Source organism: Serratia nevei (assembly GCF_037948395.1).
GTDB classification, from domain to species: domain Bacteria; phylum Pseudomonadota; class Gammaproteobacteria; order Enterobacterales; family Enterobacteriaceae; genus Serratia; species Serratia nevei.
On sequence record NZ_CP149940.1, the window covers coordinates 5294559 to 5306413 of the forward strand.

Consider the following 11855-nt stretch of genomic DNA (forward strand, 5'->3'; position numbering starts at 1 on the left):
AGTAAAATAGAAATAACGATGTCAGTAAGGACCCGCAGCCATGCCGCTAAATGCACAACAACAGGCCGCCCAACGCAATCTTTCTTATCTGCTTGCAGAGAAACTCGGCCAACAAATTCTGGCGGGCGATTATCAGGCCGGCAGCATCCTGCCCGGTGAAATGGAACTGGGCGAGCAATTCGGCGTCAGCCGCACCGCAGTACGCGAAGCAGTAAAGATGTTAGCCGCCAAAGGCATGTTGTTGCCGCGCCCACGTATCGGCACCCGCGTGATGCCGCAAAGCCAATGGAATTTTCTCGATCAGGATTTACTGACCTGGTGGATGACGCGGGAAAACTTCGATCAGGTGATGCAACACTTCCTTATCCTGCGCACTTCGCTGGAGCCGCAGGCCTGCGCGTTGGCGGCAAACCACGCCAGCCCGCAGCAAACCAAGCTGCTGGCGGAGCTGATGGCGGAAATGCGCGCGCTGCATACCCAGTTTGATCGCGAGCGTTGGATCCAGGTCGATACCCAATTCCACCAGCTCATCTACGAGGCCAGCGGCAACCCGTTCCTGACCTCGTTCGCCAACCTGTTCAGTTCGGTGTACCAAAGCTACTTCCGCGCCATCACCGGCAATGAAGTGATCAAGCTGCGCCATCATCAGGCTATCGTCGATGCGATACTCGCCGGAGACAGCGCCGGCGCGCTCGTCGCCTGCCAGGTGCTGCTGAAAGAGAAAGACTAGACACGCTCCCCGCTTATATATAGAAGAAAGAGACGAGGGACAGACGACCATTTAACCAGGACCGACCATGACCCAATCCGCGCGCAGTATGGCAGGACTACCGTGGATCGCCGCAATGGCGTTCTTTATGCAGGCGCTGGACGCCACCATCCTTAACACCGCGCTGCCGGCGATCGCCCAAAGCCTGGGGCGTTCACCGCTGGCGATGCAATCGGCCGTCATCAGCTACACGCTGACGGTGGCGATGCTGATCCCGGTCAGCGGCTGGCTGGCGGACCGCTTCGGCACCCGCCGCGTGTTCATCTTCGCCGTGACGTTATTCACCCTTGGCTCGCTGCTGTGCGCCCTGTCCCCTACGTTAAGCGTGCTGGTCGCCTCTCGCGTGCTGCAAGGCATCGGCGGCGCGATGATGATGCCGGTCGCGCGGTTGGCGCTGCTGCGCGCCTATCCGCGCAGCGAACTGCTGCCGGTGCTGAACTTCGTCACCATGCCCGGCCTGGTCGGGCCGATTCTCGGGCCGCTGCTGGGCGGCTGGCTGGTCACCTACGCCACCTGGCACTGGATTTTCCTGATCAATATCCCTATCGGCCTGCTCGGCATCGTCTATGCGCGCAAGTACATGCCGGACTTCACCACGCCCAAGCGCCGCTTCGATTTCCTTGGCTTCATGCTGTTCGGCCTGAGCCTGGTGCTGATCTCTACCGGGCTGGAGCTGTTTGGCGAGCGGGTGCTGGCGAGCTACATTTCGCTGGGCATTCTGCTCAGCGGCTTCGTGATGCTGTTCGGCTATATCGCGCACGCACGCCGCCATCCTCAGCCGCTGATCGGTCTCGACCTGTTCAAAACCCGCACCTTCTCGGTCGGTATCGCCGGCAACGTCGCCTCCAGGCTGGGAACCGGCTGCGTGCCGTTTTTAATGCCGCTCATGCTGCAGGTGGGATTCGGCTATACGGCGATCGTCGCCGGCTGCATGATGGCGCCGACCGCCATCGGTTCGCTGATGGCGAAATCCACCGTCACTCAGGTGCTGCGCTGGTTCGGCTACCGTAAAACGCTGGTCGGCATCACCGTTATCATCGGGGTGCTGATCGCCCAGTTCGCCCTGCAAAGCCCGGGCATGCCGCTGTGGCTGATGATCCTGCCGCTGTTCGTGCTGGGCATGGCGATGTCCACCCAGTTCACCGCCATGAACACCATCAGCCTGGCGGATTTGAACGACGCCAACGCCAGCGCCGGCAACAGCGTCCTGGCGGTCACCCAGCAGCTGTCCATCAGCTTCGGCGTGGCAATCAGCGCGGCGGTGCTGCGTTTTTACGAATCCCTGTCGTTAGGCACCATGATCGACCACTTCCATTACACCTTTATCACCATGGGGATCGTCACCGTGGCGTCGGCGCTGGTGTTTATGTTGCTGAGAAGGAAGGATGGCCGCAATTTGATCAGCGGCCAGGAAAGCAAGAAAGAAGCGAAGGCGGCCAGTTAACGGCGGCCCACCGAGGCGCGTTCCACCAGCTCGGGCGTCAGCACCAGCACCTGGGGCGCGCGCTCCGGGTTTTGCAGGCGATTGATCAGCGCATCGATCGCCAGTTCGCCCAGCGAATCCTTCGGCTGATGAATGGTGCTCAGCGGCGGCGCCAGATAACGCGCCAACTCAATGTCATCGTAGCCCATCACCGCCATATCCTGCGGCACGGAAAGCCCGGCCTGATATAGCGCCTGATAAACGCCCACCGCCACCGCGTCGTTACCGGCGAACACCGCATGCGGCGGCTCGTCCAGCGCCAGCAGTTGGCGCATGGCGTTCACGCCGCCCTCAAACTCAAAGTCGCAATGCACTTCATACCCTGGCGGAACCGGCAATCCGGCGCGCCGCATCGCGTTGCGATAGCCTTCCAGTCGGTGACGGGCGGTGGTTTTATCCTGCGGGCCGGCGATGCAGGCGATCTTGCGGTAACCGCAGGCGATCAGATGATCGGTCGCCATCTCGCCGCCCAGCAGCGAGTTATCCTGAATAATGTCGTTGGCGCCCTCGAACGGCGCCCAGTCCATCATGACGATCGGCAGTGACGGGTAGCGGCTCAGGGCATCTTGCGATGGCCGGTGGTTTTCGGTGCACATCAGCAGCAAACCGTCGACGCGCTTTTGCAGCAGCGTCTCCATACTGCGGTTCATGCGCGCGGCGTCTTCTTCGGTGTTGCACAGGATCAGGCTGTAGCCGCGTTCATAGCAGCTGCGCTCCACGCCACGCACCACTTCGGCATAAAACGGGTTGTTACTGGCGGTCACCAGCATGCCGATGGTGCGCGTCTGATTGAGCTTCAGGCTGCGCGCCAGCGCGGAAGGCGCATAGTTCAGCTGTTCCACGGCCGCCATGACCTTGTCGCGCACGCTGTCGCTGACAAAGCGATTGTTGTTGACCACATGCGAAACGGTAGAGGTTGAAACGCCCGCCAGGCGGGCGACATCTTTCATGGTGGCCAAAGGATCACCCCTGCTGCTGCAAGAAGGCGTCGATCTCTTCACGCCACGGCACCGAAGGCTGCGCGCCAGGGCGGGTCACGGCGATCGCCGCCGCCGCATGGGCGAAACGCACCGCGTCGGCCATGATCTTGCCTTCCAACAGAGCTGTGACCAGCGCACCATTAAAGGTATCGCCGGCGGCGATGGTATCCACCGCTTGCACCTTGAAGCCGGGCACCAGTTTGCCGTTGCCGTTTTCGCTCAGCCACACGCCGCGGCTGCCAAGGGTGATGATCACCGTCGCGATGCCCTTGTCGTGCAGCGCCTGCGCCGCGCGCGCCGCATCGGCGTCGTTGTCCACGGCGATGCCGGTCAGGCGCTGGGCTTCGGTTTCATTCGGAGTGATCATATCGATCATGCCCAGCAGCTCGTCCGGCAGCTCACGCGCCGGGGCCGGGTTGAGGATCACTTGCGTGTGATGCTGCTTCGCCAGGCGGGCGGCGGCGATCACCGTATCCAGCGGCGACTCCAACTGCATCAGCAAAGCGTCGGCATCGATCACTTTTTGTTGGTAGCGCGCCAGGTAATCCGGCGTCACCGCGGCGTTGGCGCCGGCATCGATGCCGATCACGTTCTCGCCTTCGGCGTTGACGAAGATCAGCGCCACGCCGGTGGCGCTGTCGGCGATGGCTTCAATCGGTTGGGTATCAATGCGATCGCTCGCCAGCTGCCGGCGGACACGTTCGCCGATGTCGTCAGCGCCCACGCAGGCGATAAAGGCGATCTCCGCCCCGCTGCGCCCGGCCGCCACCGCCTGATTCGCGCCCTTGCCGCCAAACGCCACCTTATACTGTTTCCCGATCACCGTTTCGCCCGGGTGGGGGAACTGTTCAATATTGAGGATATGGTCGGCATTGATGCTGCCAAGAACCACCAGCTTACCTGTTTCCATCGCATTGATTCCTGAATTGCGCGCCATCGTAAACGCCCCGTTCCGATGGCGCTGGTATGACTTACTGAGTGACCAGTTTCAAATCGACCGGGATGGTCGCCGGCACTTTTTCGCCTTTCAGCACTTTATCGGCGGTTTCCACACCGATCACGCCGATCTGATCGGGACGCTGCGCCACGGTCGCCGCCAGCTTACCGCCTTCGACCGCTTTCACGCCGTCAGCGGTGCCGTCGAAGCCTACCACGATCACGTCGGTTTTACCGGCGGTTTGCAGCGCGCGCAGCGCACCCAGCGCCATTTCATCGTTCTGAGCGAACACCGCCTGCACATCCGGGTGCGCAGTCAGCAGGTTCTGCATCACGTTCAGGCCCTTGGTGCGATCGAAATCGGCCGGCTGGCTGGCCAACAGTTTGAATTTATTCTGATCCAGCGACTGTTTGAAGCCTTCACCGCGTTCACGCGCGGCGGAAGTGCCAGCGATGCCTTCCAGCTGAATCACCTTGGCATCGGCACCCACTTTCTTGGCGATGAAGTCGCCGGCCATTTTGCCGCCCACGCGGTTATCCGAAGCGATGTGGCTCACCACGTCACCCTTGCTCGCCACGCGGTCCAGCGTAATGACCGGGATCTTAGCCTGGTTGGCCATCTTGATGGCGTTGCCTACCGCGTCGGAGTCGGTCGGGTTGATCAGCAGCAGCTTGGGCGCGCGCACCATCAGATCCTGCACGTTGGCCAGCTCTTTCGCCGGGTTGTTCTGGGAATCCAGCACCACCAGGTTGTAGCCCAGCTTGTTGGCCTCTTGCTGCGCACCGTCCTTCATCGAGACGAAGAACGGGTTGTTGAGGGTGGACACCACCAGCGCGATGGTGTCTTTGGCCATGGCATTGGCGCTCAGGGTGGCGCTCAGCGCGATGGCGGAAGCTAAGGTTGCCAGTTTTTTCATTTTCATCATCGTGATTCCTGTAGGGGGAGGTTACTTGTTGCTTTTGTTATCTACCAGAACCGCCAGCAGTATCACCACTGCCTTCACGATCATTTGGTAGTAGGAAGAAACACCCAGTAAATTCAGGCCGTTGTTCAGGAAGCCGAGGATCAGCGCCCCGATCAGCGTGCCGACGATGCGGCCCTTGCCGCCGGCCAGGCTGGTGCCGCCCAGCACCACGGCGGCGATGGCGTCCAGCTCATAGCCGGTGCCGGCGGTCGGCTGCGCCGACGACAGGCGCGCCACTTCGATCACCCCGGCCAGCGCCGCCAGCAGGCCGCACAGCGAGTAGACGATAATCTTCACTTTATCGACGCTGATGCCGGAGAGGCGGGTCGCCGCTTCGTTGCCGCCCAGGGCATAAATATAGCGGCCCAGGCGCGTATGATGCAGCATATACCAGGCGGCGATGAACACGATCGCCATGATCCAGATCGGCGTAGGCACGCCCAGCGGGCGGCCGATGCCGAACCAGCCGAAGGTGTCGGCCACGTCGGTGAAACCGGTGTTGACCGGGCTGCCATTGGTGTACACCATGGTGACGCCGCGCAGCAGCAGCATCATCACCAGCGTGGCGATAAAGGCCTGCACTTTGCCTTTGGCGACGATCACCCCGGTGCAGGCGCCAACCGCGGCGCCCAGCGCCAGTGCCGCCGCCACCGCCACCAGCGCGTTGACCTCAAAGCCGACGATCGACGCCGCCACCGCGCCGGTCAGCGCCAGCAGCGATCCTACCGACAGATCGATGCCGGAGGTGAGGATCACCAGCGTCATCCCCACCGCCATGATGGCGTTCACCGAGGTCTGCTGCAGAATATTGAACAGGTTGTTCAGGGTGAAGAAGTTCGGGCTCATGGAAGAGACCACGGCGATCAGCACCAGCAGCGCAATCAACGACTTCTGCTCTAACAGCCACTCTTTACTGAACCAGCGCTTAGCTGCGATAGTCTGGGAACTCATATCTGATTACTCCTGCTTTACGCCGTATTGCTTGCCGACGGCTGCCGCCATCAACGCTTCCTGGGTGGCCTGTTCAATCGGGAACTCGCCGCTGAGATGCCCTTCGTGCATCACCAGAATGCGATCGCTCATGCCCATCACCTCCGGCATTTCCGAAGACACCAGAATGATGCTCAGCCCTTCCTGCTTGAACTGGTTGATTAACTGATAGATCTCTTTTTTGGCGCCAACGTCGACGCCGCGCGTCGGCTCATCGAGGATCAGTACCTTCGGGCGGGTCATCAGGCCGCGGGCGATCGCCACTTTTTGCTGATTGCCGCCGGAAAGCAGACCGATCGGCTGCTCCATCGACGGCGTTTTGATATTGAACAGCCGGATGAAATCCCCCACCGCCTGCCGCTCGTCGGCCTGTTTCAGGCTGCCGTCGGCGCGGCTGAAATAGCGCAGCGCGGTCAGCGACATGTTTTCCTTCACCGACATGCCCAGCACCAGGCCGTCGCGTTTGCGGTCTTCCGAGATATAGACGATGCCGTTCGCCAACCCGTCCTGCGGCGAATGGGTGACCACGTCGCGACCGTCCAGGCTGACGGAGCCGGCCTTGCGCGGGGCGGCGCCGTACAGGATTTTCATCAATTCGGTGCGCCCGGCGCCCATCAGCCCGGCCACGCCGAGGATCTCGCCGCGGTACAGCGTAAAGCTGACGTCTTCAACGCCAGGACCGGAAAGGTGGCTGACGTCCAGCCGTTTTTCCCCGCGCGGCAAATCCAGGCGCGGGTACTGCTCTTCCAGCTTGCGGCCGACCATCATCTCTATCAGCGAATCTTCCTGCAGCTCGCTCACCGGCCGCTCGGCGATAAACTGCCCGTCGCGGAATACGGTCACGTCGTCGCAGATTTCAAAAATCTCTTTCAGGCGGTGCGAGATATACACGATGCCGCGCCCTTCGGCCTTCAGCTCGTTGATCACCTTGAACAGCGAGGCAGTTTCGGTGTCGGTCAGCGCATCGGTCGGTTCATCCATGATGATCACTTTCGATTCGAAGCTCAGCACCTTGGCGATCTCCACCATCTGCTGATCGCCGATCGACAGTTCGCCCACCAGTCGGTGGCTGCTGTAGCGCAGATTGAGACGCGCCAACAAGCGATCGGCCTCGGCGTACATGCGCTTCCAGTCAATGCGGCCGAAACGGTTGACGAACTCGCGGCCGAGGAAGATGTTTTCCGCAATCGTCAGCTGCGGGATCAGGTTCAGCTCCTGATGGATAATGCCGATGCCCGCTTCCTGCGAATCCTTAGGCCCGTTGAACGCCACCTCTTTACCGAGAAAATACTGGCTGCCGGCGTCTTTCTGGTAGATGCCGGTCAGCACTTTCATCATGGTGGACTTCCCGGCGCCGTTTTCTCCCACCAGCGCCATCACCTTGCCGGGATAGACGCTGAGGGCAGCGCCGGAAAGCGCCTTCACGCCGGGAAAGGCTTTATCAATCCCTTTCAGTTGCAGTAAAGGTTGCATACGCGCCTCAGAAAGTTACGCCGGCGCACAGGATCACGTTCGCGTAAGGCGAACACTCCCCGCTGCGGATCACCGCCCGGCTGTGCCCGGTTTGCGCTTTAAACGCCTGATGGCTGATATAGCGCACGCTGATGGTATTGCCCTGGCGTTGACCCAATGCGGTCAGTTCAGCCAACAGTGCCTCGTGGAGCGACGGATTCTGTTTCACGATCTCTTCCGCCAGGATGGCGCTTTCTACCTGCATCTCTTGCGTGACCGCCGCGAACACCTGCATGAAGGTCGGCACGCCCTGCGTCAGCGCCAGATCGATGCGCTGCGTTTCCGTCGGTATCGGCAGGCCCGCATCGCACAGGGTGAGCTGGTCGGTATGCCCCAGCCGGGCAATCACGGCAGACACGTCGGAATTCAGTAATACGCCTTTTTTCATCTTCTCACTCCGCTAGCGAAACGTTTCGCTCTCTGGGGGAGTTTAAAAAAACGGCAGGGGAAGGCAACCGGGACAATGCAGAAGTGTGATCGCTATCGAAACGTTTCGTTCACGCACGGACAAAGCACAAACAAAAGGGGCTCAGCCATGCTGAGCCCCTTATCAGGCGGGTTAAATCTCGACCTGCGTGCCGAGCTCGATCACCCGGTTCGGCGGGATCTCAAACTGATCCGGCGCGCGCAGCGCGTTGCGGCTCAGGGCGACGAACAGTTTACCGCGCAAATAGAGGTACCACGGCCGCTTGGTGAGGATCAGCGATTCATGGGACATGAAGAACGAGGTCTCCGACATGCGGCACGGCAACCCTTCCAACCCGCAGCGGTGGAACACCTCCTCGACGTTCGGTGTTTCGCGCCAGCCGTAGCTGGCGACCACCCGCCAGAAGGTCGGCGACAGCTGTTCGATGGTCACCCGACGCACGTTATGCACGTAAGGCGCATCCTCGGTGCGCAGCGTCAGCAGCACCACGCGCTCATGCAGCACCTTGTTGTGCTTCAGGTTGTGCAACAGCGCAAAAGGAATGACGTTGGTGGCGCGCGACATGAACACCGCGGTACCCGGCACCCGCACCGGCGGCGATTTCTCCAGCGAGGCAATCATCGCCTCCAGCGAGTTGCCGTGTTCATGCAGGCGGCGCAGCAGGCGGAAGCGCTCGCTCTTCCAAGTGGTCATAATGAGGAACATCACCAGCGCCAAGGTCAGCGGCAACCAGCCGCCGGAGAACAGCTTCAGGGCGTTGGCGGAGAACATCGGCACGTCGATGATCAGCAAGATGGTCACGATGCCGATCGCCAGGAAGCGATTCCAGTGCCAGTTGTTGATCGCCACCGAGGTGACCAGAATGCTGGTCAGCACCATGGTGCCGGTGACGGCGATGCCGTACGCCGCTGCCAGGTTGCTGGAGTGTTCGAACCCGATGATCACCAGCACCACCGAGATGTACAGCGTCCAGTTGATCACCGGAATATAGATCTGGCCGGATTCCATTTCCGAGGTGTGAATGATGCGCATCGGCGACAGATAGCCCAGGCGCACCGCCTGGCGGGTCAGCGAGAAGACGCCGGAAATTACCGCCTGCGAGGCGATAACCGTCGCCAGGGTCGCCAGAATCAGCAGCGGGATCAGCGCCCAGTCGGGCGCCAACAGGAAGAACGGGTTTTTGATCGCCTCTGGGTTTTTCAGCAGCAGCGCGCCCTGGCCGAAGTAGTTGAGCACCAGCGAAGGCAGCACCACGGTGAACCAGGCCAGGCGAATCGGGAACTTGCCGAAGTGCCCCATATCGGCATACAGCGCCTCGACGCCGGTGATCGACAACACCACCGCCCCCAGCGCGAAGAACGACACCTTCTTATATTCCATGAAGAAGTTGAGCGCCCATTTGGGATTCAGCGCCTGCAGCACTTCCGGGTTCGAAATGATGCTGCGCGCGCCCAGCACCGCCAACACGATGAACCACAGCAGCATCACCGGAGCGAACAGCTTGCCGACGCTGCCGGTACCGTGCTTTTGAATGGCGAACAGCAGCGTGAGTACCAGAATGGAGAGCGGCACGATATAGGCGTCAAGCGCAGGCGCGGCGATTTCCAGCCCCTCGATCGCCGACATCACCGAGATAGCCGGGGTGATCACCACCTCGCCATAGAAGAAGCTGCCGCCGATCAGGCCCAGTATCACCAGCACCGCGGTGGTGCGCGCCGAGGTGTTGCGCCCGGCCAGCGACATCAGCGTCAGGATACCGCCCTCGCCGGCGTTGTCCGCGCGCATCACGTAGGTGAGATATTTGAGGGAAACGATCACGATCAGCATCCAGAAAATCAGCGACAGGAAGCCGAAAACCACGTCTGGACGAACATCGAAGCCGTAATGGCCGGAGAAACACTCTCTCAGCGTATAGAGAGGGCTGGTGCCGATATCACCGTAGACCACGCCGATGGCCGCCAGGGTTACCGCCGATAAGGACTGCTTATGCTCTGCGCTCATAATTCGTTTCTTTATCAGAACATCCGTTAGCGATGCATCCGCATCAGGCAAAATACGGGCTCAAAGATCCGTCACGCCCACCAGAAAGCCGCACAGTATGCACCATTTATACGGCTTGCCTACCCTTATATCAGAGCCGAAAAATAAACAAAATGTGAACCGGACATCCGGTACAACTTAGAAAAATATTACTAATCAATAAGCTATACCACTAAAAATAATGGTGGTTTATCATCGGATTATCGACCAAGATTGGCTAACTCTCGGACAATGCGACAATTATATGACGCCATCATCCCTTCTGGCAGAACGAATTTCCCGCCTCAGCAGCGCGCTGGAGAGCGGTCTTTATGAGCGGCAAGAAGCGATCCGCCTGTGCCTGCTCGCGGCGCTGAGCGGCGAAAGCGTATTCCTGCTCGGCCCGCCCGGCATCGCCAAGAGCCTGATCGCGCGCCGGCTGAAGTTTGCCTTCCGCAACGCCCGCTCCTTTGAATACCTGATGACGCGATTTTCCACGCCGGAAGAGGTCTTCGGCCCGCTCTCTATTCAGGCGCTGAAAGATGAAGGGCGCTATCAGCGCCTGACCGCCGGCTACCTGCCGGAAGCGGAGATCGTGTTTCTGGACGAAATCTGGAAGGCCGGCCCGGCGATCCTCAACACCCTGCTGACGGCGATCAACGAACGGCGCTTTCGCAACGGCAACAGCGAAGAACCGATCCCGCTGCGCCTGCTGGTCACCGCCTCCAACGAACTGCCCGAAGCGGACAACAGCCTCGAAGCCCTGTATGACCGCATGCTGATCCGCCTGTGGCTGGACAAGGTGCAGGATAAACAGAATTTCCGCTCGCTGCTGGTCAACCGCCAGAACGAGAGCCAAAACCCGGTGCCGGCGGCGCTGAGCGTCAGCGATGAAGAGTTTCTGCAGTGGCAACCGCAGATCGACAAGGTGGCGCTGCCGGAAGCCTGCTTTGAGCTGATTTTCCAGCTGCGCCAGCGGCTGGACGCGCTGGAACAGGCGCCGTACGTCTCCGACCGACGCTGGAAAAAGGCCCTGCGCCTGCTGCAGGCCTGCGCCTTCTTCAGCGGACGCGACGCCATCGCCCCGCTCGACCTGATGCTGCTGAAAGACTGCCTGTGGCACGATCTCACCTCGCTGAAGCTGCTGCAACAGCAGATCGATCAGCTGCTGACCGAATCGGCCTATCAGCAGCAGTCGATGTTGATCCAACTGCAACAAATCCACACCCGCTGGCTGCAGGATCAGCAACAACAAAGCGACCGGCAGGCCATCAGCCTGGTGAAAAAGGGCGGCATGTTCAGCCGCAAACCGCAATACGCGCCGGCCACGCCGTTCGCCGGCGGCACTCTCACTCTGCTGCTGCAAAAACCGCTGCAGCTGCATGACATTCAGGTCAACCATCTGAGCATCGAGAGCAGCGTGCTGGATAACTGGCTGCAAAAAGGCGGCGACGTGCGCGCCAAGCTGAACGGCATCGGCTTCGCGCAGCCGATCGATTTGGAGGTCGACGACCAACTGCACCTGACGGTGCTGGACGTCAGCCGCCAGCCTTCGCTGCTGGCGCTGCCGGGCAAACAGGCCACCGCCACGCCGCAGGCGCTGCTGGATGAAATGGACGCGTTGGCCCAGCGCCTGGCGGAGCAGCGCCGCGCCTTCAGCCAGCATCAGCCCTGTCTGTTCACCCCCGCCGCCGGCCTGGCCAAGATCGAAGCCAGTCTGCTGCAGGTGGCAGAGCAGGTTAAACAGCAACTGCAGCAAATGCGCGGCCAGTAA

General features: G+C 60.7%; 10 protein-coding genes. 3 read left to right on the plus strand and 7 right to left on the minus strand.

The annotated features are described in order from the left end of the window. The first annotated feature begins 40 nt into the window (after positions 1 to 40). Both V8N38_RS25240 and mdtD read left to right on the plus strand, forming a co-directional pair. Positions 41 to 730 (plus strand): FadR/GntR family transcriptional regulator, encoded by a 690-nt coding sequence (locus V8N38_RS25240; RefSeq protein ID WP_033636503.1) that lies wholly within the window; start codon positions 41 to 43, stop codon positions 728 to 730. Between the two features lie 67 nt (positions 731 to 797). Next, positions 798 to 2213 carry a multidrug transporter subunit MdtD gene (mdtD, locus tag V8N38_RS25245; RefSeq protein WP_147840601.1) on the plus strand — a complete coding sequence of 472 codons (1416 nt, stop codon included), beginning with the start codon at positions 798 to 800 and terminating at the stop codon, positions 2211 to 2213. Here mdtD and rbsR read toward each other — a convergent pair. The 7 genes from rbsR to kup form a co-directional block, all read right to left on the minus strand. Then, positions 2210 to 3211: a ribose operon transcriptional repressor RbsR gene (rbsR, locus tag V8N38_RS25250; protein WP_016929629.1), complete on the minus strand. Its 1002-nt coding sequence runs from the start codon at positions 3209 to 3211 to the stop codon at positions 2210 to 2212. The two genes, mdtD and rbsR, sit on opposite strands and share 4 nt — an antisense overlap. A gap of 4 nt (positions 3212 to 3215) precedes the next feature. Beyond that, positions 3216 to 4142: a ribokinase gene (rbsK, locus tag V8N38_RS25255; RefSeq protein WP_147840600.1), complete on the minus strand. Its 927-nt coding sequence runs from the start codon at positions 4140 to 4142 to the stop codon at positions 3216 to 3218. A gap of 61 nt (positions 4143 to 4203) precedes the next feature. Then, entirely contained in the window at positions 4204 to 5091 is an 888-nt protein-coding gene (rbsB, locus tag V8N38_RS25260; RefSeq protein WP_025160300.1) for a ribose ABC transporter substrate-binding protein RbsB, read from the minus strand. A 24-nt stretch (positions 5092 to 5115) separates the two neighbouring features. Next, positions 5116 to 6084, minus strand: a complete 969-nt coding sequence (gene rbsC, locus V8N38_RS25265; RefSeq protein WP_019455467.1) for a ribose ABC transporter permease — start codon at positions 6082 to 6084, stop codon at positions 5116 to 5118. 6 nt (positions 6085 to 6090) lie between these two features. Further along, entirely contained in the window at positions 6091 to 7596 is a 1506-nt protein-coding gene (gene rbsA / locus V8N38_RS25270; protein WP_060441272.1) for a ribose ABC transporter ATP-binding protein RbsA, read from the minus strand. A gap of 7 nt (positions 7597 to 7603) precedes the next feature. After that, positions 7604 to 8023: a D-ribose pyranase gene (gene rbsD, locus V8N38_RS25275; protein ID WP_060441271.1), complete on the minus strand. Its 420-nt coding sequence runs from the start codon at positions 8021 to 8023 to the stop codon at positions 7604 to 7606. A 171-nt stretch (positions 8024 to 8194) separates the two neighbouring features. Beyond that, positions 8195 to 10063, minus strand: coding sequence for a low affinity potassium transporter Kup (kup, locus tag V8N38_RS25280; RefSeq protein WP_049200553.1), 1869 nt, complete (start codon positions 10061 to 10063; stop codon positions 8195 to 8197). Between the two features lie 283 nt (positions 10064 to 10346). On the opposite strand from kup, the gene ravA reads away from it, so the two are divergent. Then, positions 10347 to 11855 carry an ATPase RavA gene (gene ravA / locus V8N38_RS25285; protein WP_048232264.1) on the plus strand — a complete coding sequence of 503 codons (1509 nt, stop codon included), beginning with the start codon at positions 10347 to 10349 and terminating at the stop codon, positions 11853 to 11855.

Bases quoted from the DNA above. Each gene is read 5' to 3' on its own strand.
- rbsA (WP_060441272.1), bottom strand. From the start codon at position 7,596: ATGCAACCTTTACTGCAACTGAAAGGGATTGATAAAGCCTTTCCCGGC.
- ravA (WP_048232264.1), top strand. From the start codon at position 10,347: ATGACGCCATCATCCCTTCTGGCAGAACGAATTTCCCGCCTCAGCAGC.
- mdtD (WP_147840601.1), top strand. From the start codon at position 798: ATGACCCAATCCGCGCGCAGTATGGCAGGACTACCGTGGATCGCCGCA.
- rbsD (WP_060441271.1), bottom strand. From the start codon at position 8,023: ATGAAAAAAGGCGTATTACTGAATTCCGACGTGTCTGCCGTGATTGCC.
- kup (WP_049200553.1), bottom strand. From the start codon at position 10,063: ATGAGCGCAGAGCATAAGCAGTCCTTATCGGCGGTAACCCTGGCGGCC.
- rbsK (WP_147840600.1), bottom strand. From the start codon at position 4,142: ATGGAAACAGGTAAGCTGGTGGTTCTTGGCAGCATCAATGCCGACCAT.
- V8N38_RS25240 (WP_033636503.1), top strand. From the start codon at position 41: ATGCCGCTAAATGCACAACAACAGGCCGCCCAACGCAATCTTTCTTAT.
- rbsC (WP_019455467.1), bottom strand. From the start codon at position 6,084: ATGAGTTCCCAGACTATCGCAGCTAAGCGCTGGTTCAGTAAAGAGTGG.
- rbsB (WP_025160300.1), bottom strand. From the start codon at position 5,091: ATGAAAATGAAAAAACTGGCAACCTTAGCTTCCGCCATCGCGCTGAGC.